The 21,432-nt window shown below is 70.0% G+C and carries 14 protein-coding genes; 7 read left to right on the top strand and 7 right to left on the bottom strand.

Translation table 11 applies throughout. The features are described from left to right. Positions 1-341 precede the first annotated feature (341 nt). On the top strand, positions 342-863 hold the full coding sequence (locus tag FPZ41_RS05110) for an SMI1/KNR4 family protein (RefSeq protein ID WP_322619842.1): 522 nt from the start codon (positions 342-344) through the stop codon (positions 861-863). Between the two features lie 9 nt (positions 864-872). Here the strand turns inward: FPZ41_RS05110 and FPZ41_RS05105 are convergent, their stop codons facing one another. Further along, a complete protein-coding gene (locus tag FPZ41_RS05105; protein WP_152859530.1) occupies positions 873-1,778 on the bottom strand; it encodes a LysR substrate-binding domain-containing protein in 906 nt (301 codons plus the stop codon). 90 nt (positions 1,779-1,868) lie between these two features. Here FPZ41_RS05105 and FPZ41_RS05100 point away from each other — a divergent pair, with 90 nt between their 5' ends. Then, entirely contained in the window at positions 1,869-3,197 is a 1,329-nt protein-coding gene (locus FPZ41_RS05100; RefSeq protein ID WP_152859528.1) for an aspartate aminotransferase family protein, read from the top strand. A 169-nt stretch (positions 3,198-3,366) separates the two neighbouring features. Here the strand turns inward: FPZ41_RS05100 and FPZ41_RS05095 are convergent, their stop codons facing one another. Together FPZ41_RS05095 and FPZ41_RS05090 are read right to left on the bottom strand one after the other, a co-directional pair. After that, positions 3,367-5,724 (bottom strand): glycosyl hydrolase family 95 catalytic domain-containing protein, encoded by a 2,358-nt coding sequence (locus FPZ41_RS05095; RefSeq protein WP_228022474.1) that lies wholly within the window; start codon positions 5,722-5,724, stop codon positions 3,367-3,369. Positions 5,725-6,000: 276 nt separating this feature from the next. Next, entirely contained in the window at positions 6,001-9,033 is a 3,033-nt protein-coding gene (locus FPZ41_RS05090; protein WP_322619841.1) for an amidohydrolase family protein, read from the bottom strand. 340 nt (positions 9,034-9,373) lie between these two features. On the opposite strand from FPZ41_RS05090, the gene FPZ41_RS05085 reads away from it, so the two are divergent. Then, a complete protein-coding gene (locus tag FPZ41_RS05085; protein WP_152859524.1) occupies positions 9,374-10,951 on the top strand; it encodes a PH domain-containing protein in 1,578 nt (525 codons plus the stop codon). 77 nt (positions 10,952-11,028) lie between these two features. Here the strand turns inward: FPZ41_RS05085 and FPZ41_RS05080 are convergent, their stop codons facing one another. Further along, positions 11,029-12,480 carry an LVIVD repeat-containing protein gene (locus tag FPZ41_RS05080; RefSeq protein ID WP_322619840.1) on the bottom strand — a complete coding sequence of 484 codons (1,452 nt, stop codon included), beginning with the start codon at positions 12,478-12,480 and terminating at the stop codon, positions 11,029-11,031. 506 nt (positions 12,481-12,986) lie between these two features. Here FPZ41_RS05080 and FPZ41_RS05075 point away from each other — a divergent pair. Together FPZ41_RS05075 and FPZ41_RS05070 are read left to right on the top strand one after the other, a co-directional pair. Next, the gene (locus FPZ41_RS05075) at positions 12,987-13,907 is read left to right on the top strand and encodes a hypothetical protein (protein ID WP_322619839.1); all 921 of its coding nucleotides are present in this window, start codon (positions 12,987-12,989) and stop codon (positions 13,905-13,907) included. 179 nt (positions 13,908-14,086) lie between these two features. Then, positions 14,087-14,581 (top strand): DUF6069 family protein, encoded by a 495-nt coding sequence (locus FPZ41_RS05070; RefSeq protein ID WP_228022473.1) that lies wholly within the window; start codon positions 14,087-14,089, stop codon positions 14,579-14,581. Between the two features lie 100 nt (positions 14,582-14,681). Here the strand turns inward: FPZ41_RS05070 and FPZ41_RS05065 are convergent, their stop codons facing one another. Next, positions 14,682-14,882, bottom strand: coding sequence for a hypothetical protein (locus FPZ41_RS05065; protein ID WP_152859522.1), 201 nt, complete (start codon positions 14,880-14,882; stop codon positions 14,682-14,684). A gap of 340 nt (positions 14,883-15,222) precedes the next feature. Between FPZ41_RS05065 and FPZ41_RS05060 the strand changes: the two genes are divergently transcribed. Beyond that, positions 15,223-17,112 (top strand): ABC transporter ATP-binding protein, encoded by a 1,890-nt coding sequence (locus tag FPZ41_RS05060; RefSeq protein ID WP_152859520.1) that lies wholly within the window; start codon positions 15,223-15,225, stop codon positions 17,110-17,112. Between the two features lie 61 nt (positions 17,113-17,173). Here FPZ41_RS05060 and FPZ41_RS05055 read toward each other — a convergent pair whose 3' ends face one another. Further along, positions 17,174-19,840, bottom strand: a complete 2,667-nt coding sequence (locus FPZ41_RS05055) for a discoidin domain-containing protein (RefSeq protein WP_152859518.1) — start codon at positions 19,838-19,840, stop codon at positions 17,174-17,176. Continuing rightward, positions 19,837-20,193 carry a DUF2264 C-terminal domain-containing protein gene (locus FPZ41_RS05050; RefSeq protein ID WP_152859516.1) on the bottom strand — a complete coding sequence of 119 codons (357 nt, stop codon included), beginning with the start codon at positions 20,191-20,193 and terminating at the stop codon, positions 19,837-19,839. Before FPZ41_RS05050 ends, FPZ41_RS05055 begins: the two co-directional genes overlap by 4 nt. Before the next feature lie 56 nt (positions 20,194-20,249). Here FPZ41_RS05050 and FPZ41_RS05045 point away from each other — a divergent pair, with 56 nt between their 5' ends. Further along, positions 20,250-21,302: a LacI family DNA-binding transcriptional regulator gene (locus FPZ41_RS05045; RefSeq protein WP_194235989.1), complete on the top strand. Its 1,053-nt coding sequence runs from the start codon at positions 20,250-20,252 to the stop codon at positions 21,300-21,302. Positions 21,303-21,432: the final 130 nt, after the last annotated feature.

Genomic DNA, 21,432 nt, shown 5'->3' with positions numbered 1-21,432 from the left:
CATCACCGCGTTCGCGACCGCGTCACCCGCGCTGATGGAACTGAGCATCCCCAACTCGGGCCGTTCCTCGACGCTTTGGGCGACAAGACGGAACCGGCCAGCACGCTGCACTGGCTGTCCGACAGTCCCTCCGCCCAGCTGCTGATCCGCCTGGCCGCCGACCGCCGGCCGATCAGTGTGACAGTCGGAGAAGCGCACGGCTGAAGCTTCCTCGGAACGACGGAATGACGTAGACTACGCAGGAAGTGACGCCGCATGCGGCACGACCGAACCAGACAACGCCGGCGTGAGAGACTCTCACCGTCCACTGTCAACGAATTGACGATTCAGGACACTACTGGGTGGCAACGCTTTCAGAGATACAAGCCCTGTTGGGTGAACCCCGGTTCAACTGGTCGGATCCGGCACCATGGATCGAACTGGAGCAGGAACTCGGCATCGAATTCCCTGCGGACTTTCGTGAGATCGTCGACGCCTACGGTTCGATCTCGGTCAACGGGCAGTTGTCTCTGAAGCACCCCGCCGGTCATCTTCTGCACAGCCTGGGAAAGGACATCAGGCTGGATCTCGAGCTCTGGCGCGAGGAGGACATGGCGGAGTACCTGCCCAGTCCGGTAGGGGCGAACCCCGGCGAATTGATGCCGGCGGCGACGGCCACGACGGGCGAGGCGGTTTTCCTTCGCGTTCCCGACGACCCCTCGTCGCCCTGGCGTGTCGTGGTCCAGGAGTTCGACAGTCCGGCGTGGACTCTCTACGAGATGACATTCAGTGAATGGTTGCTGGACTATCTCAGGGGGAGAGACGTGACATTGTGTTCTCGCAACTTCGCGCCTGACCGTCCGTTCTACGAATTCCTGCCCTGACAATGAACCTCACTCACGACCCGGCAGCGGCAGATCCGGCTGGTGACGCAGTGCGTCCAACACGACGCTCACCGCCGCGCGAGGTGGTGAGCCACGACGGATCGCCGCCGTGATCGTGCGCGTCACGGGAGTCGCGAGATGACCGGTGGCGACGCGATAACGGCGATCGACCGCCAAGCCGGGCAGCAGCGCGATCGACAGCCCGGCCTCGACGTGCTGGAGGGTCATCATGTAGTTGCTGAACCGGCACACCACCCGCGGCTCGAACCTCGATTGACGGCACAGGCGTAGCGCGAGACTCGCCATGTACGACTGTGGCGTGTCGAACGCCCACGGCTCGTCCGCGTAGGCCGCGAGGTCCACGGCGCCGCGCCCGGCCGCGGGATGCCCGGGCGGGACCACCAGCAGGATCTCGTCCGTGGCCAGTGGCACGAGGTCGAGATCCGGTCCCAACGGCGGCTCGTCGAAGTCCGTGGTCGTGATGATGACGTCCGCGTCGCCACCTCGCAGCGCGGGCATGCTGTCGTGCGGCTCCAGTTCCAGCAACTCGACGTCCAGGTGCGGATACTCGCGCGCCAGACGTGTTACCGCCGGCACGGCCATGGTGTGGATCGCGCTCTGGAACGCCCCCAGCCGCACCAGGCCGGACGGCTCCTCGCCGAACCCGCGCAACTCCGCCTCGACGCTGTCCATGTGATCGAGGATCGCCCGCGCCCGCCGGGCGAGGATCAGCCCGGCCGGGGTCAGCCGCACCCGGCGTCCCGTTCGTTCCAGTAGTTGTGTGCGCGTCTCGGTCTCCAGCACGGCGAGCTGCTGAGACACGCTTGACGGGCTCAGGTTGGCGGCCTGTGCGACCGCACGGACGGTGCCCAGCGTGTCCAGCAGGCTCAGCAGCCGTAGCCTCCAGGGGTTCATCACGCCCTCATTGTTGTGCGGTTCTGCCGAACAGGGGAGCCGGAATTGTGAGATGGACGTGTCACTCGAGCGCGACCTACCGTCGGCGACATGGCTGCTGTGACCACCTCCACGTCGTCCACCGAAACCTTCTGGACCGATGCCGAGAGGCATCTCGTACGCTACGGCGGCGAGTTCACCCCCGAGATCATCGACCGAGCCGCCGGGAGTTTCCTGTTCACCGCGAGTGGCCGGAAGATCCTTGACTTCACCTCCGGCCAGATGAGCGCGATCCTCGGCCACTCGCACCCGGAGATCGTCGCGACCGTCCAGCGGCAGGTCGCGACCCTCGACCACCTCTTCAGCGGCATGCTCAGCCGCCCAGTGGTCGACCTCGCCCGGCGACTGGCCGACACGTTGCCCGCGACGCTGGAGAAGGCGCTGCTGCTGACGACCGGCGCCGAGTCGAACGAAGCCGCGATCCGGATGGCCAAGCTCGTCACCGGCAGGCACGAGATCGTCTCGTTCGCGCGGTCCTGGCACGGCATGACGCAGGCCGCCGCGTCCGCCACCTACAGCGCGGGTCGCAAGGGCTACGGCCCGGGCGCGCCCGGCAACTTCGCCATCCCCGTGCCGAACGCGTACCGGCCCGACTTCACCACGCCCGACGGCTCGCTGGACTGGCGCCGCCAGCTGGACTTCGCCTTCGACCTGATCGACGCCCAGTCGACCGGCAGCCTGGCCGCGTGCCTCGTCGAACCGATTCTCAGTTCAGGCGGAATCATCGAGCCGCCAGTCGGGTACTTCGCGGCCCTGCAAGAAAAATGCAGGGAACGCGGCATGCTGTTGATCCTCGACGAGGCCCAGACCGGCCTCTGCCGTACGGGGACCTGGTATGCGTTCGAGCGCGACGGCGTCGTCCCCGACATCCTCACGTTGTCCAAGACGCTCGGGGCCGGACTCCCCCTCGCGGCCGTGGTCACCAGCGCCGAGATCGAGCAGGAGGCGCACGAGCGCGGGTTCCTGTTCTTCACCACGCACATCGCCGACCCGCTCGTGGCCGCGGTCGGCAACACCGTCCTCGACGTCCTGATCGGCGACAGGCTCGACGAGCGCGCGCGGTCGCTCGGCGCGTTCCTCCGCCACGGCCTCGCGGACATCGCCACGCGTCACGCGATCGTCGGCGACATCCGTGGCCGGGGCCTGCTGGCCGGGCTCGAACTCGTCCTTGACCGCGAGACCAAGCGGAGCTCGAACGAGCTGGGCGCGCGGGTCACCCGGCGCTGCCTCGAACTCGGCCTGCACACGAACATCGTCCAGCTCCCCGGCATGGGCGGAGTCCTGCGGATGGCGCCGCCGCTGACCGCCACCGAGGACGAGCTTTCGCTCGGCTTGGCGATTCTGGACGAGGCGATCGGCGACACCTGCGCCGTCCTCTGAGCATGCCGCTGATGCTGACCAGGCTGCGGAACACGGGCTGCGGAACGCAGGCAGTGCGGCGGCCTGCAGCCACCACGCAGACCGCGGGCCGGGAGCGCCCGACGCGGGCTCGCCCCCGAGCCCGCGTCTGCTGGGCGCGATCAACGCGATCGATCGGTGAGGCGTCGGCTCAGTCCGGCAGCCCCCACGGCTTCGAGTCTCCGACGGCCGGTACGTCACGCGGGCCGAGGTCCGTGTCCGTGCCACGGCGGAGAACGACGGCCGTTTCTCCCCTGCCGAGGGGAACCTCGATACGGCCGGCCGCCGTCTCGCGGTAGCGCAGGCGCCGCCCGTGCTCGTCCCGTACGTCGATGGCGCCGTCGATGCCGTGCTGCAGCACCAGTGGTGCGCCGGCCTCGCTGTGGACGCGTACCCATCGGGTTCGGCCGCCTGACCGGTCCGCGTCGATGAGGAACGCGCCCTGGGTACGCAGGGCTTGGACCGAGAAGTCGGGCCAGCGCCGTGACACGGAGGGGAAGACCCGCACGATGCCGCCATGGCTCTGCACGGCCGTGTCGAGGACCGACTGGGCCGCCGTCAAGGGGCTCTCGATGCCGAGGTTCGTGTCCTCGACGTACATGGTGTTCGGCGTCATCCTCGCGCCCCAGGTCTGGTGGACGACGTTGCCGTCGGTGAAGAAGGTCAAGAAGTCCAGGGCCTCCTCGGGCCGTTCGATCACGGATGCCATCGAGGAGGCGACGGCGTAGCTGTAACCCGCCCACAGACCGCGGTCCTTGACCCAGTGGTCGAAGGTGGTCCGCATGATCTCCCGGTCGGCCGGCCGGTCCCAGTTCAGCTCGTGCAGCGGGTACAGCCACAGCATGTGTGAGAAGTGCCGGTGGGACTCGGTGAGCGGCTTCCCCGCGCCGATCATGATCCCGGTCGGGTCCCGCGGGTAGTCCACCAGGCGCCGGAGGATCTCACGCCAGCGTGCGGCGCGCGGATGGTCCGTACGGAGAATGCGCAGGCAGTCGAGGAGGGTGACGCAGCCCCAGCGGAGCAGGGAGAGGTCGTAGGTGCAGTCCTCGGCGTCGGCCCACTCGGGCGACCGGGTGAGCGGCAGATGAAGCCTTCCGTCGCTGCCCTCGTGCAGGAAGTGGTCGTAGAAGTTCACCGCCTTGACGAGGATCGGGAAGAGGACGTCGCGGACGATCGACACGTCCATGGTGTGGCGGTAGCTGAGCCAGACGTTGTGCATGGCCCAGATGAGATTGCCGTTGTTGTCGGTCTTGGTGGACGTGCCGGGGATGCCGACGGTCTTGGCGCCGGGGCGGAGCTTCCAGTCGGAGGGGTGGGCCAGGGCGTAGGTCTGCCCGTCCTGGTACTCCGGCGGGACGGACAGCGGCAGGAACTCCTCGAAGTCCTTGAAGGTGGAGGTGACGGAGTCGAGTTCGAGGTGGTTGGACCCCTGGATCAGCCAAGTGGCGATCTGGACATTGAGGTTCCACCACACGGCGGTCCAACTGCCGCCCGTCTCCGGGTACCACGGCCCCCACTCGGACATCGAGGGCCCGCCGGCCCGGGTGGCGCAGGCTGCCTTGTAGAGCTGGATCCAGTAGAAGTCCTGAATGCGCTTGTCGGGCACCGACAACAGGCTGCGCCGGTAGAAGCGGTGCCACCAGTCGCGGTGCTCGCGCACCAGGTCGTCCGGGTCCGCGGACAGCGTACGGGCCACTTCGGCGACGGCCAGCTCCGTCGTGCGCGACAGGTCCCCGGGGAAGCGGTAGACGATGTGCGCGGCCAGCAGCCTGCCGCTGCCGACGCGGCGTTCGCGCCAGGCGGTGGTCCACCCTCCGCCCGCGATCAGCGGCTGCTCGACATACCTGGTGGCCCCGGTGTCTCCGGCGGAGCCGACGCTGGGGTCGGGGTTGCCGGTGTAGTCGGCGGGTTTGTCCTTTGTGCGCGGAGAGGTCGCGGACATCCATGTGAACGACCAGGCCGCAGCCTCCTCGCCGGCACTGGGCCGGGTGGAGATCAGCAGTGCGGTACGGGTGTTGTGCACCAGCATCGAGAAGCGGACGCTGCCCCGTGTGGTCGTGACGGTACCGCGCAGCTCGGCGTCCCAGAGGTCCAAGGTCCAGTCGACGCCGGTCACCTCACCGGCGAGCGTGAGGTCGAAGTGCCCTATGGGCAACCGGGAGAATCCGTACGGAGCGCGCCACTGTGGGCGCTGGTCCTGCACCTGGCTGTGGCTGACCATGACTTTCACGGAGTTGGCCGTCGCACCTCGGTAGACCTGCACCCCGAGCAGGCCGTTGCCCAGGAAGGGGCCGTCCTTCCAGTCGCCGGGAATCCGCCGCCAACGCGGAGCGGCGGCCCTGACCATCCGTTCGTGCAGTCCCTCCGCCCCGCCGGCCGCGCGGGGCGCCGCCCAGCCGGTGCCGGACCCTGCCGACCAGCCGACCGCGGCGACCGCGGCCGCCGTACCGATCACACCTCTTCGAGAGATCCCGTTCCCAGGCATCACGGTCACGTAGGTGCCTCCCATTCCTGGTTGTGAACCTCTTGGCATGGTGCAGGCGCCTTGAGTGAAAGGGGAAGACCTCCGACGTATCGGAAATCGAGGTGGCGGCTCATCTGCGGGTGGCTAGGACGTATTCACAGGTCAACTGGCATGCCCGGAAGTGTCTGACCGGCGGAAGGTTGAGATCCAACCGATGTCTGCACCGACTGCGCCCATTTTCACCCGAGCCGCCGGTGCAGGTTGCAGGATCGCCGAAGTGCGGGTCGAGGTCCCCCTCGACCCGCACAAGTTGTCGCGCGATCAGCAGCAGGAGTGGGGGATGTGCTCCTCCCGGTGCCACCAGAAGTTGTCGCGGGCCGGTTGCTGGGGGACGTCGGGCAGGGTGGCGTTGTGGACGACCGTTCCACTCTGCTTCGTCGCCGTCGCCGTCGCCGTGAGGTCCGCGACCGTGTGCGGTACGCCGCCGAGGACGACTTGGCGTACGGAAGCCGCGGCCTTGATGTCCGTCATCGGGTCGCCCTCGACCAGGACGAGGTCGGCGAGCTTGCCCGGCTCGACGGTGCCGAGTTGGTCGGACAGGCCCAGGGTGCGGGCTCCCTGAACGGTGGCGGAGCGCAGTGCCTCGTACGGGCTGACACCGTGACGGACCATGGTCTGCAGGTTGAGGTGGTAGTAGACGCCGGGCGGGACGAGCGGGCTGTCGGTGCCGACGGCGACATGGGCGCCCTCTTCGACCAGGCGGCGGACAGTCTTGCCGTGCCGGGCGACGAAGGCGAGTTCGGCGGTCGGCTCCTTTTCCAGGGCCGCCGTGATGCCCTCGCGCAGCTCCGCGTACTCGGCGGCGGTGAGCAGGGAGGTCAGCCGGGGGTCGTCCAGAGCCCAGTCCGCGTGCCGGTAGAGGGCGGCCCGGACCGCGGACAGGCCGAGACCGGACAGTCCGAAGGTGGGCGTGAACGCCATGCCGCTCGCGGCCAGCGGGCCGGTGACGTCCTGGTAGCTGTGGCCGAGGTGGGTCTCCTTCTGGCGTCGGCCGTAGCGGCTGGTGCCGCCGACGTGCTCGACGCCGTCGGCGCCCAGACAGAGCGGCCCGTACAGGTAGTGGGATGCGCTCCGCAGGCCGATCCGGTGGGCCTCCCGGACGGCCGAGCGCTGGAGTGCGTAGGGCAGCCGGACGTACGTCTTGACCATGTCGTGGCCGAGGGCGCGGGCCTTGTTGATCTCGCGGCTCAGCTGCTCCTCGTCCGTGACGGGGCGGCCCGAGGAGTAGTAGATGCGGGAGCCGTCGACGAGGTCGCCGGCGGTGAAGACGCGCGGGCCGGTGCGGCGGCCGGAGGTGAGGGCCTCCTTGGCCTCGACTGCCGCGTAGTGGGAGGTGCCGGGTGAGCGCAGGGCGGTGACACCGAAGGAGAGCCACAGGCGCATGAGTTCGTTGCGCTCCCAGGGGCCGTGCTCGTGGACGGCGACGAAGCCGGGCAGCACCGTCAGGCCGCGGGCGTCGACCACCTTGTCCCCGGGCCGGACGGGACGCTCTCCGCGCGGGGTGACGGCGGCGATCCGGTGCCCGTCGAGGTGGATGTCGACGTCGCGCCGCAGGGCGGGGCCGGTGCCGTCCCAGAGGGCTCCGGCCCGGACGACCGTACGGCCGGTGGGCCGCGCCGGGCGCCAGGAGAGCCGGAGCGGGACCGCTGAGGTCCTTCCGGTGGGGGTGGTCAGGCGCAGGCGGCCGTCGGAGAGGTAGAGCAGGGTGGCGGAGTCGCCGCTCCAACTGGGCGCGTCGGCGGTCTCGTCGCCCACCTGCCGGGCGGTGCCGGTGGTGCGGCCTTCGGCGTCGAGGTCGCTGATGTGCAGGGTGCCGTTCGCGATGTATGCCGTTCTGGTGCCGTCGGGCGAGTGCACGGGCCCCGCGTCGATGCGGTTGGCGAGGGAGCCGCCTGGAAGGGGCTCGCTGTAGTGGGCCTCGCCTGTGGCGAGCTCGACGGTGAGGATCTGGTTGTGGCCCTCGCGGTAGCGGGGAGTTACGGGGACGAGGACGGCGGCGGACAGGCGTTTGCCGTCGGCGGTGAAGGTGGGGCGGCCGGGGGCGTTGAGCGGGCCGGCGACCTTGCGTACGGCTCCGGTGTCGAGCTGCAGGACGGAGAGGGTGGCGCCCTCGGAGACGAAGGCGACGGTGGTGCCGTCCGGGCTGACGGTGGGCGCGGACGCGGAGATGCCGGTGTCGGTGAGGCGGCGTCTGGCGCGGGTGGCGAGCTCGTACTGCCATAGGGCGACGCCGCCGTCGCGGTCGCTGGTGTACACGAGGCCGCGGCCGTCCAGGGACCAGGCCGGGTCGGTGTTGCGGTGACCGTCGGCGACGACCGCCTCGGGTGCCCCGCCGCGGCGCATGATCCACAGGTCCCCGAGGGCGCCGAAGGCAACGCTCCGGCCGTCCGGGGAGAGCGCGGGACCGACGATGCCCTTGACCTGGCGGTCACCGGCGCCGTCGAAGTCCCGGGCGGCGGCGGGCCGTTCGGCCACCTTGGGCACGGTGACGCGGGCGCTGAACGGGATGTCCTTGACCGTGCCCTGGAGCGTACGGCGGCGAAGGCCTCCGTCGGCGGTGTAGAAGAGCTCGTCCGGACCGGCCCAGCGGGCGGCGAAGGGGAACACGTCCTCGCCGTCGCCGGACACGGTCTCGCCGTCGACGACGAGCGCGGTGCCGGCGGTGGTGAGGTGGACGTAGGCGAGGCGGCTGCCGTCGGGTGAGAAAGAAGGCCCGGCGAGGCGGCCCTCGGTGACCTTGGCGAGGGTGGTGCGCGTGCCGTCGGCGGTGACCTTGTCGATGGCCCGTGGGGCGTCGCCGGTCCCGGTGGCGAACGCGATCGCCGTGCCGTCCGGCGTCCAGCAGGGCTGGGCCTCCTGGCCGGTGCCCGTGGTCCAGGCGGTGGCATCGCCACTGTCGACGTCGATGACGTGGATCGCGTACCGGCCGTCGCTTTCGGCGGTGCAGGCGATCCGGGTGCCGTCGGGTGAGAAGCGCGGCTCGCGGTGGTCGGCGTCACCGGAGGTGAGCTGCTTCCGTCCGGTGCCGTCGGCGTTCATCAGCCAGAGGTGGAAGGCGTTGTCGGTGTAGGCCTGGTAGACGATCCGGCGGCTGTCCGGCGAGAAGTCCGGCTCGCTCGCCTCCTCCTCGACACCGGTGAGCTGCACGGCGTCGCCGCCCTTGGCGGGCAGCGTCCACAGCAGGTTCATCAGGTCCAGGACGACGGTCCGGCCGTCCGGGGCGAGTGCGGCGGAGGCGTTGGTCGCCTCCGTGACGGTCACTTCGACGGCACGCGCGCCCGTCCGGCCGTCCACGGCCGGGGAGGCCCATGCCGAAGTCCCCTGACCGCTCAATACCCCTGCGCCCGCAGCGATTCCGGCTCCACGCTTGATGAGCGCACGACGTGTCAGTCCCACTGATCCCATCCCACCTCTCCGCAGATTTGAGTGCACCCTACACATGACGGCAGCCACTGGAACAGTCCATTCCGCTCTCTTCTCGACCTGCAAACTTCCATTTACACAGTGGAATTGACGCATCGCATCCGTCCTCCGTGTAACTGCCGCGTTGCATCCGGTCGGCAGCGTGGTCGGCCGGAACGTTGCCGCATCATGCACAGGTGGGCGCAGCGCGCACGGTGGGATGCTTCCGGGTATGACCGATGTCCGGGAAGTGACCTGTCGTCCCCTCCAGACGCGGGCCCTGTGGTTCTTCGTCGGGCTTGCGGCGGCCGGGGTGAGCCTGCTCGTGGTGCGCATGGCGTACGAGGGCCCGGACGCCTGGCTGGGTCTCGGGCTGCTGCTGTCGCTGGTGGGCATCGCATCGCTTCGCGCGGTCACCGTCCGGGTGAGCGCCGACGCGTACGGCCTGCACTCCCGGACACTGCTGCGCCGCCGGAGCGTGCCGTGGCGCGACGTCGCCGACCTACGTGTACGCCTGAAGTACGCGAACACCCCCCGGGTCCAGGAGACCCGTCGCGTCATCCTGGTGCTGGGCGACGGACGCAAGCGGCTCCTGCCCCTGCCGCACAGCTGGTCCCCGGACGACCCGGACTTCGACGCGGAGGTGGGCGCGCTCCGTGCGCTGCACCGTCGTTACGGGGACCCGGAGTCGAGCCACCTCCCCGTCGTCTCGTACCGCACCGCCGGGAGTGGCTGGGCCGGTTCGCTGGCACTGTGCGCGCTGCTGCTCGCGTGCGCGGGCCTGGCCGCGTGGTGGGTGCCGAGCATCGGGTCGGATGAGCTGGCGTGGAAGTCGGCCGCCCCGTGCACATCCGGGACACCCGTCGCGGAACGTGAGGAGGGAGGGTGCCTGACCACCCTGTCGGCCGTGATCGCACGGACCGATGCCAACTGGCCCGCGAAGAAGCCCAGTTGGCTGTACTTCGCCGACCGCCGGCCACTGGAACGACTCGCGGTCTCGCGCGAGGACGCCGAGGAGTTCCGGCCCGGTGACAGGGTCGAACTGACCATCTGGCGCCGCGAGGTGATGGAGGTCGCCGGGGAACGCCATGTGTGGCGTCAGCACGTCCCTGTCGCCGGGGACGCGGCCGCCGTCGCGGCCGCCCTCGCTCTCGCCGCGGGGCACCCCGGCGCCCGCGTGCTGCTGCGCCTGCGCGGGCGGCGGCTGCCCGACGACGAGGTCCTCCCCTCGGTGCTTCCGTTCACGGCGGCGCTCGTCGGCACGGCCCTGTGGCTGCTGCCGCTCAGTTACCTCAACCCAACGACCCTGCTCACCTCTCGCGTGGCGATCGCGTGGGCGGCCGCGGGTTCCCTGGCCACGCTGGGCCTGCTCACCTGGGCCTGGCGCGCCACCCGCATTCGTACGCCCGAAGCGGCCGCCACGGTCGAAGGGTCCGCCGAGTTGGAAGGACAGGAAGAGCAGCGAGGAGAGGTGTTCCTGGCTGCCCGCTTCCTGGAGCACACCGACTACAACCCGTACCGCTTCGGCACGCACATCGTCCTCGGAGGCGGCCCGCCCGCGGTGACACCCCACCCCGGCCCGGGCAGGTTCGCGGCGAAGCCGATCCCGATGGACCGGCTCACCGTGGGCGGCGTGCGGCGCGTTCGGGGCAGCGACGGCGACACCGTCCCCAGAAGCTGGCACATCGCCGAACTCGACGACGCGGGCAAGCCGGTCCGCCTCGCGGCCTCCCCGGCCGACCTGACCCGCATCATCCGTGAGTTGAGCCTTGGCGAAACCGCCGCGCACACGGCGAAGCAGGAGTCCTGACAGCCTCCCGCGGATGCGTGGCGTGCACGGCAGGAACGTCTTTGCCTCTCGTGCATCGGGGACGCCGTCGGCCCGGCTCAAGGTGTCCGTGAGGGCCTGTGACTCGTCGTCCGACGCTCTGCGCTGCGAGGGCCGGTGTACCGGAGGATCCACACGCCTTGGTTCTTGTCCGAAATGTAGATGTAGCCACGGCGGTCCACCACCACGTCCTCGGTCTGGGTGACGAGGCGGTCCTCGGGCATGGGGCCGTAACGGCGACTGGGATCCGGCGGCAGGAAGTAGCCGACCTCGCGCGGCAGCCGCACGTTGGAGACGTCGTAGATCCGCAGCCCGGCGTTGAAGTGCGCGACATAGAACAGATCGCCCTGGCGCTCGACGTCCGGGTGGTGCTGATGGTGGTTGATGTTGTGCGGGCCGCGCCAGCCACCCCGGGTCGTGAAGTCGTCGTACGGGGCGTTCTTCGGCGGTACCGGCTCCGGGAACAGGGACAGCAGGTACGGCTCGGCCGGGTTCGTGATGTCGACGATCGAGTTGTGGTGGGCGGCGCCCTCGGCGTACGTGACGTTCTCGGAGTTGGCGAAGGCGATGCCGCGCTCGGGCAGCGGCAGCACGCTGTGCACGCCGAAGCGCGAGTGGAAGGGCGGGCTGAACCGGAGCGTGCTCACCAGCGTCGGCCGGGACACCTCGGAGATGTCGAGGACGACCATGCCTGCCGCGCCGTAGGGCAGGTACGCGTGATGGCCCGTCACATAGGCCGGCCCGTGCAGCGACACGTCCGCGCCGGTGGGGCAGCAGAAGCCGTGCCCGGGTGGTGCCGCGGTCGTCGCCCCGCCCTGCTCGGACCCCCCGCCCTGCTCGGAGTCCCTGCTTTGCTCGGACGCCTCGCCGTCACGCTGGCCGGGCACCCACCAGCGGCCCGCCTCACGCGGGTGGCGCCGGTCGGCGATGTCGAGAACCATGTAGATGTTGCCGGTGTGGCCGGGCAGCCCGGCGGCCAGGTGCACATATCGTCCGCCGGGGTAGTGGTTGCGGTGCGTGCCTGTTCCGCCGGTGTGGAAGCGGCCCAGGCGCTTCGGTCTCAGCGGCTCCTCGATGTCCCAGATCAGCACGCCGTCCTCGAACTCGGCGTCCGGCTCCCCGCCGAAGTTGGGAAAGATCTGCTCCAGCGCCGTGACCATGGTCGTCCCGGACAGGTCGACCTGCAGGGTCCAGGTGTCCGCGGGCCCCGGGACGAAGGCCGCCACCTCGGGTCGCGCCGGATCGGTGACATCGACGACGCTCCAGCCGGAGTCCCAGAAGTGGCCGGTGTGGAGATACCACCGTCCCGCCACCTCACGGATCGCCATCTTGAACGCCGGCCGGTCGTCCATGTCGCAGTAGCCGACGGCCTCCACGTTCCACGCGTACCCGCCCCCGGGCACGCCGTGTCCCTCGGCGGCAGCGGCCTGAGTCCCCGGTAACGCCGCGACTGCCGCGGACGTCACCCCGGCCCGCATGGCCTGCCGCCTTGTCCAACGCCCGCTACTCACACGGTCTCCCTCCGCCTCGGTGACGCACGATGCGCCCGCTGTCCCACTCCATTAGTGCGGATACGGGGTAAGAGTCCTGTCAGCCGGTGAGGTAGCCGCCGGACGCGTCGATATCGGTGCCGACCACGGCGCTCGCTCCGGAAGGCCGCGTCGTGAGTGGCTCCCTACCTCACGCGACGCCGTGTCGAACGTCCTGATCGGGAGGGTGAATCGGGGACGCTGATGCGGCTGAGCGGAGCCGAAGGGCGAGGAGGGATGACCACTCCTTTTACACAGTACGAGTGAATCAACCGACTTTTCCGTTCGGTGCTGGTGGTGAGTCCCTTACGGTCTCCGAGTGATCGGGCGGCCGCAGGGGTGTCCTGCGGGCGGGTGGCCGTTGAGGGGCGCACCTGATGTTGGGGTTGTGGAAGTCGCCGGACGCGCTCGCTATCCGAGCGGGCCGGTTCCGTTGGACCAGGGAGCGGACCTGGGCCGCGGTCGGCTTGGCGTGTCTCGTTGGCTCAGTGCTCACTGCCACCGGGTGGTGGGCGGTCGAGAGTTGGGCGACACCCATGCAGGGACTCGGGCCGGCCGTCGCCTGCTGGACGTTGACGGCTTCCCTGGCGCTCCGCGCGTCAGGCGCGAGCGGCCGGGTGCGGACGCGGCTGCTGTTGTTGGCGGGTTCCGCGGCGGCCGGAGGGCTGTACCGGGCCGCGATCGACGTGATGTCGGCTCACCCCTGGGCCTGGGGGCTGGATGTGCGGCCGGTGCTCGGTTCGGTGGTGGTCACCGGAGTGACGGTGGTGGTCGGCCTGGGAGTGGCGGGTCTGACGGTCGCGACCGGTGCCGGAACCGGCCGGCGCCTGTGGCTGCTGCGCGTGCTGGACGGGATCGTCACAGCCGGGTCCGTGTTCTTGACCGGATGGGTACTGCTACGGGGACCCGGTGGGGGCTGGCAGCTGGAGACGGGAATGGTGGGCGTTCTGTGGGGCGCCGAAATCGCGTTCCTCGGTTTTCTGTTCGCCCTGCGCGGTCTCGTACGGGGCGACCACAGGACCACTGTGTGGGTGGCGGCCGCCGGGCTGTCCCTCATGCTGATCGGGGACACCCTGCGGCTGTGGAGGTCCGACCCGGACACCCCTGAGGAAATGCCGTTTCAGCTGGCCGACGCCTTCAGCACCGCGGGTCTGCTGGTGGTCGCCGCGGGCCCCTGGGTGCCCGGCGGGGCGAGCGTCCTGGGCACCGGCGGATCGAAGCTGTGGCTGGGGATGGAGGGCACCGCGGCGTTCGTACCCCTGACCGTCTTCACGGTCATGGCACTGGGATACGCCTTGGCTCCTCTTGCGGGCGACCCGGTACCGCTGTTGGTCGGGGGGACGGTACTGCTGGGCTTCTGGGCACGCCGGGCGCTCGTGTCGAGCGAGAACATCGGGGACCGTGACTGAGTTCTCGTGCGGTGGTGATCGGTGATCGGTGATCGGTGATCGGTGATCGCTGTCCTGGAGTTGCCTCCGGCGGCCGACTCTCCGGAAAGTCCGCTGGGAACCGCTGAGTTCTGGGGCGTCACTCGGTCTACCCCCACGAAAGGCATACCGAGCCCGAACGCCGAACAGGAGACCTTGCCATGACAGGAGACCGCGCCATGAGCGAGACCGCGCCCCAGACACAGACCACCGCTCAGTTCCCGTCCACACCTCGGTTCACCCGCTTCCTGGCCGCGCGCCCCGTCTGGCTGGTCGGTGTTCTGGCGACTCTCGCCGGCGCTGTCGTGACCGAAGCCTTCGCACTCGTCGCCCGGGCTGCCGGTGTCCCGATGGACGCGGCCAGTCCCGGGGCCGAGGAGGCCGCGGAGATTCCGGTGGGCGGCTTCGCCGGCGGCGTGGTGTTCTGGTCGGTCGCCGGGATCATCCTCGCGGTGGCCCTCGCCCGCTGGGCCAGGAGGCCCGCTCGCACCTTCACGGTGACCACCGTCGCGCTCACCGCGCTGTCCCTCGCCGGCCCGGCCGTCGCCCCGCACACGGCGACTTCCACCCAGATCGTCCTGGCCATGTCCCATGTGGTGGCCGCCGCTGTGATCATCCCCACGCTGGCACAGAGGCTGTCCCACCAGCACCGGTGAGGCGACGCCCGGGACGGCGCCGTACGCTGCCGAGCCCCGGTGCGCCTCGCGCGGTACCGGGGCTCTGTTGCGGGCACCGTTCACTGATCATCTGTAGGGGTCATGCGGTCCGGATGTCGTCCACTCGCTCGCCCTCCGCCTGGGACGGCTCGGTCCTGGGGACGTCCGGATGCTGTTCCACGGCCGCGCTCTCGGCCGGTTCGTCGCGCTCGCCCTCGGCCTGGGAGGGCGTGTGCGAGTACAGCCAGCGGTCGTAATACGAGGCTCCGGTCTTCATGGCGGGCCTCCCTTGGTCGCTCATCTCCATGCTCCTCCCGGGGACGCCGCGAGGCGAGTGTGCTCCGTGGCTTGTACGCCACCGTCGGTGCCGCGCTGCCCTGGCTGGGGATCGTCCCGGCGGCGGAATTCATGCGCCCCAAAAAAGTGAGGATCATTTCCCAATACTTTGCAGGACACGGTCTTCATATCCGTAGCGCACTGGATCCAGCGTTTTGAGGTGAACCCAGAGGGATTGAATCTCGCCAATGCGAAGTCGCGTGCATCTCCGCGACCGAAAAAAACGCTTGGACGTCGTGGGTGCCGTCACGGGAAACTGCCGTTCTCGCGGCGCTTTCGACGTGCGAGTACCGGAAGGCAGGGGGATGGGATCTCCTGAATCGCACGACGCATTGCCGGGCAAGGGCTCGGTGCTCCTCGCACTTCGTTACTACCGACGGGAACTGGTCCGGCTCCGGCGGCTGGCGGTTCCCGGGATGCTGCTGCCGGCGCTGGGCAACATCGGCCTCTACTACATCGCGCCGCTGGTCGTCGCGAAGCTCGTCGGCGGTATCGCCGGCGACACCGGTGCCACCGTCGGCTCGGCACTGCCGTACGTCCTCGGCTTCGCCGGCATCCTGCTGTTCGCGGAGGCGGTGTGGCGCGTCGGCCTGCACTGTCTGAACCGGCTCGAAGCCCGCGGCATCGAGCACCTGTACGTGATCGGCATGGACGAGCTGTTCGCCAAGGACGCCGCGTTCTTCCACGACAACTTCGCCGGCTCGCTGACCAAGCGGGTCCTGAGCTTCGCCGCCCGCTTCGAGCAGTTCGTCGACACGCTGACGTTCTCGGTCATGGGCAACTTCGTGCCGCTGCTGTTCGGGGCGGTGGTGCTGTGGCGCTACGAACCGCTGCTCGTCGTCGGTCTCCTGGTGATGATCGCGGTGACGGGGCTGTGCGTGGTACCCCTCATCCGCCGTCGCCAGGCGCTTGTCGCCCAGCGCGAGCGGGCGGTCGCCCGGGTGTCGGGCCATGTCGCCGACAGCCTGATGAACATGGACACGGTCCGGGCGTTCGCCGCCGAGGACCGCGAGGCCGCGGAGCACCGCTCCCGCGTGGCGGAGTCGCGGCGGCTCTCGCTGCGGTCGTGGGACTACGGCAACCTGCGCATCGACACCCTGGTCGCGCCGATGTCCGTGCTGACCAACGTACTGGGCCTGCTGCTGGCGGTCACGCTCGGCGGGGGCGCGCACGGCGTGGAGGCGGTCGTGGTCGCCTTCACGTACTACACCAACGCGACGCGGATCATGTTCGAGTTCAACCAGATCTACCGCCGCATGGAGAGCGCGATGACCGAGGCCGCGCAGTTCACCGAACTGCTGCTCGTGCCGCCGACCGTGCTCGACCCCGAGTCGCCGGAGCCGCTGCGGCCCCGGGCCGCCGACGTCCGCTTCGAGAAGGTGACCTTCGCCCACGCGGGCGCGGAGCCGCTCTTCAAGGGTCTCGACCTGGCGGTGCCCAGCGGGGCGAAGATCGGTCTCGTCGGCCGGTCCGGCGGAGGCAAGACCACACTCTCCCGGCTGCTGCTGCGGATGACGGACATCGACGCCGGACGGATCCTGATCGGCGGCCAGGACATCAGCAAGCTACGCCAGGCCGACCTGCGCAGCCAGATCGCATACGTGCCCCAGGAACCCGCGATGTTCCACCGCACACTGCGCGACAACATCGCGTTCGCCCGGCCGGAGGCCACCGACGCCGAGATCCGCCGCGCCGCCGAGGCGGCGCACGTCACCGAGTTCGCCGACGTGCTGCCGGACGGTTTCGAGACCATGGTGGGCGAGCGGGGCGTCAAGCTGTCCGGCGGACAGCGTCAGCGGGTCGCCCTCGCCAGGGCGATCCTTCGCGACGCGCCGATCCTGCTGCTCGACGAGGCCACCAGCGCCCTGGATTCCGAGAGCGAACTCCTCGTCCAGGAGGCGCTGTGGCGGCTCATGGAGGGGCGGACGGCCCTGGTGGTGGCACACCGGCTGAGCACGGTCGCCACCATGGACCACCTCGTCGTCCTCGACCGCGGACGGATCGTCGAGCAGGGCACGCACCACGAACTGCTCGCGTCGGACGGCGCCTACGCGAAGCTGTGGCAGCACCAGTCGGGTGGCTTCCTGGATGACAGTCCCGTCGGCGACAGTCCCGTCAGTGACGGCTCTGTCGAAGGCATCCCCGTCGACGGCATCTCCGTGGACGGCACCCCCGCGCGGGCCGACCTGCACTGAACGCGAACCGGGCGGCAGCCCCGTGCGCTGCCGCCCGGCGCGCCCGCATCGGCGGCGCTGATCAGGACCGGACCGTCAGCCAGTCCAGCGCGGCGACCTGTCGTCCGCCCTCCGCCACGAGGTAGAGATCGTGGCTACCGGTGACCTCGCGCTTCAGGCGCACCGACTGCTCCTGCCACTTCCCGTCGCTGTAGCCCCGGACGGGCACCACCCCGAGCAACGGGCCGTCCGGTGCGTCCAGGCGCAGTTGGAGCGAACAGGTCCGCGCGCACGAGGACGCCCTGCGCACGGTCAGCCGGTCCCCGGCGAGGTTCACCTCGCGGAAGCCCAGCCAGTCGCCGGAGCCGAGCACGCCGGTGGCGGCCGTGCCGCGCTGCACGCCTCGTACGACCGTGGCCTGCTCGGCCTGGAGCGTGGCGGCGGAGTCGGGTCCGTCGCCGTACAGGCGCAGGTCGTTGACTACCCAGGGGACGGGGCCGCTCGCGGTGAGCGTGATCCTGAGGTGGCGGGCGGTGGTCTGCCGGGGGAACACCGCGTCCTGGGTGAAGGAGCGGCCGGAGACCCGGGCGAGCGGCTCGCTCCAGTGCGTCCCGTCGCGGCTGACCGCGACGGAGAACCTGTACGGCTGGCCGCTGGTGTCGCGGCCGGCGTCCAGCGAGAGCCGGTCGAAGGTCTTGGCCTCGCCGAGGTCGACGGTCAGGAACTGGCCCGGGGACTGTGGACTCGCCGCGGTCCAGCGGGTGTTGATGTCCCCGTCGGTGACGGCGGCGGCGTCCGTACCGTCGCTCGCTGTCGCCGTCCAGGTGCCGTGGCGGACCCTCTGCTGACAGCCCGCCAGATTGCAGCCCGTCGACCAGATCGGTTCACCGTACTCGTACGCGCCCTGGTCGGGAGCCGCGCCCCTGACGTCGGTCGTGATGCCGTCGATCACCTCGCCGGCGTCGATGGCGGGGGAGCCGGCCGTCAGCCACAGTTCGCCGTTCACGGCGTCCGTGTAGCCGGGTTTGTCGTTGATCAGGTTGGAGCGGACCACCGGCAGAGGGTCGCCGGTCTGGCTGACGCTGATCGGTTTCGGGCCGATGATGTTGCTGATGTACGAGCCGGAGGCGTCCGTCGCGCCGCTCAGCCGGACCGAGTTCTCGCTGATGCCCACGCCGTAGCTGGAGTTGTGGTCCTCGTTGGCGATGCTCGGTCCGGTGTGGCCGTTGAAGAAGGTGCCCCGGGCGCCGGTGTTCCAGGCGACGTTGTGGTGCAGCCGGAAGTGGCCGGAGTAGTTGTCGACGTAGAAGCCGACCTGGCCGTCGGCGTCGTGCGAGGTGTTGTGGTCGATGGAGGTGCCGGTGCCGTTCAGGCTGCAGCACACGTAGAAGGGGGAGCCGTCGCGCGAGGTGCGCATGGCTTCGGACATGTCGTTGTAGGCGATGCGGTTGTCGCGGAACTCCGGGCCGTTGAGCTGCCAGGCGGTGTCGATGGAGGCGCGTCCGGTGCGTCGGACCGTGTTGTGGGTGACCGTGTGGCCGTTGCCGTTGATCTCGATGCCGGGTGTGTAGCTGCCCATCCAGCCGACGTCGTGGATGTAGTTGTTAATGACGGTGTTGCCGGTGCCCCGCAGCAGGACACCGTCCCCGGCCGACCGGGAGATCTCGCTGTTCTTCAGGGTGTTGCCGGTGCCGAGGATCTGCACGCCCGAGTCGAGGATCCGGGAGGCGACGATATGGCCCTCGGACGGCGGTATCGCCAGGTCGCTGTCCGGCGGCATGGGGAGCGTCGAGAACTCCGAGATGTAGGTGGCGCGCAGCCGGTCGACCGTGACTCCCGTGCTGTCGGCGCCCGTTCTGAGGGACGTGCCCCAGAGGTTCAGTCCGCGCACGGTGACGTACGAGCTCTCGCTCAGGTCGACGCCCCAGAGCCGGTGCTTGGCGGTCACGGTGTGTCCGGCGATGCCGTCCTTCGGCGGGACCATGTACAGACGGCGCGCGGTCTCGTCGTAGTACCACTCGCCCGGCTGGTCGAGGGCCGCCTTGGAGCCGACGAGGTAGTAGTTGCGGTAGTTCTGGTCTCCCATGCACAGCGGCGGGCAGCGGTAATTGCCGCCCTTGAAGTCCAGCTTGCCGGGTGAGGTGGCGGTGACCGTGCCGGTCTGCTGGGCCCAGGGGTTGGAGCCCGACCACAGGTGCACCGTGGCGCCGGTCCAGTCGGCGTCGGGCAGGTCGGTGTCGTCGACGCGCTGGTCGGTGGAGGTGGCGTCGGCCTCGGCCCAGGTGGTGTTCAGCGGATCGGGGCCGGAGTTGGGCCAACGGCCCTCCGCCGCACGGTCGTCGTCCAGGAACACCGCGTTGAAGTCGGGGTCGAGGGGGAGGTCGGTGTCGGCGGCGACCAGGCCGTCGCCGGCGTCCTTCCAGCCGGTCACCGGCTCGGTCCCGTCCACGGTCACCGGGCCGTCACCGTACGCGGCGACGGTGATCGGGGCGTCCTTCGTACCGGAGGGCGGGTTCACCTGCTCGCGGTAGGTGCCGCGGTGGATCAGACAGCTGTCGCCGGGGCGGACCCGGGAGAGGCAGTCGCCGATCGTGCGCAGGGGTCTCGCCTCGGAACCGTAGGCGTTCTCGCTGCCCCAGGGCGCCACGTGGTAGGCGCGGCCGGGGCCCGCCGCCTGCGCCTGGCCCTGCACCGGGAGGGCCAGCAGCGCCGTCACAGCGGCCAGTACGGATAGGTGCCTCAGTCTCATGTCCTGCCTTCAGTCGTTGTCGGGGGCTGCCGCCAAGCGGCGAGCCCCGTTCCGGCCGACCGCTCCACGCCCGCGCCGCGACCCACGGCGAAGGCACCCGCGGCCGTGTGCAGCACACGCCCGGTCCGGACGCGGTGCGTGCGCAGGTCCAGGGCGGCGGTGGGCCGGGGCGGTGCCGCCGTCGGCCAGGCGGTGATCTCGACATCCGGCCAGGGCCGCCGGGCGCAGCGGACCGTGTCGCCCCGGAACCTGGCCCCGGTCGGCTCTTCGCGCACCCGGTCGTGCGCCCCGCCGTCGTAGCTCAGCGCCGGCATCGAGTCGTCATCGCGGATCACCTTTACTCCCGTGAGCATGGTTGCGATAGTTTTCGCAACTCGCGACCGCCCCGGAAACGTAGGAGATTCATCCGATGACGTCAACGGTTCGGACGGGATCTGACCCCGGAAGGCGGCGAACTCTGGCCGAGATCGCCGAACATGCCGGAGTTTCGGTCTCCACTGTCTCCAAGGTGCTGCATGACAGGTCCGATGTATCGGCGGAGACTCGAGCGAAGGTGCAGCGCCTGCTGGAGCTGCACGGCTATCTGGCGAAACACCGTCCCACGGCCACCGCGGCACAGCCCGGCGGGCTGATCGACTTCGTCATCAACGAACTGGACAGCCCCTGGGCCGTGGAGCTGATCCGCGGTGCGGAGGACGTCCTGCACGACGCGAACATGGGGCTGGTCGTCTCCGCCACGCACGGCAGGACCAGGCGCGCCCGGCAGTGGCTGGACTCGCTGGCCACCCGGCCCACCCGAGGGGCGATCCTCGTGGTGCCGGAGCTGACGCCGGAACAGCACGAGGAGCTGGGCCGGCTCGGCATCCCGTACGCGCTGGTCGCGCCGATCGACGAGCCCGCGCCCGGGACGCCGTGGGTGGGCGCGACCAACTGGCCCGGCGGGCTCGCCGCCACCCGCCATCTCATCGAGCTGGGCCACCGCCGGATCGCGATCATCAGCGGCCCGGAGCGTCGGCTCACCTCACGGGCGCGGGTCGACGGCTACCGCTCGGCACTGGCGGAGGCGGGGCTCCCCTTCGACCCGGCGCTGGTGCGGTACGGAGACTTCACGCACACCCCCGCGCACCGGCACGCGCTGGAACTGCTGGCGCTGCGCGAGCCTCCGACCGCGGTCTTCGCGGGCAGCGACCACCAGGCGCTGGGCACCTACCGGGCCGCCGCGGAGCTGGGACTGCGGATCCCGGACGACGTCAGCGTGGTCGGCTTCGACGATCTGCCGTTCGCCGACTGGGTGACCCCACGCCTGACGACGATCCGCACCCCCCTGGCCGACATGACCGCGCTCGCGGCCCGGATGGTGCTGCGGCTGCTGTCCGGGGAACAGCCGGAGACAACCCGGGTGGAGGTGGCGACCGAGCTGGTGGTGCGCGAGAGCAGTGGGCCGCCTCCGGATCGTGCGTAGACCCTAGCCTGCCATTCATCGGATGAACCTCCGTGCATGTCAGGGGTATTGACGCGCCATCGGCCTCTTCTTACGCTCCCGACTAGCCAGTCATCGGATCAATTTGCGGGCATGGGCGAGTCCATGAGCC

Source organism: Streptomyces acidicola (assembly GCF_009377235.1).
GTDB classification, from domain to species: domain Bacteria; phylum Actinomycetota; class Actinomycetes; order Streptomycetales; family Streptomycetaceae; genus Streptomyces; species Streptomyces acidicola.
Note: the sequence above shows the minus strand (reverse complement) of the source record. Positions and strands in the feature narration are given on the sequence as shown.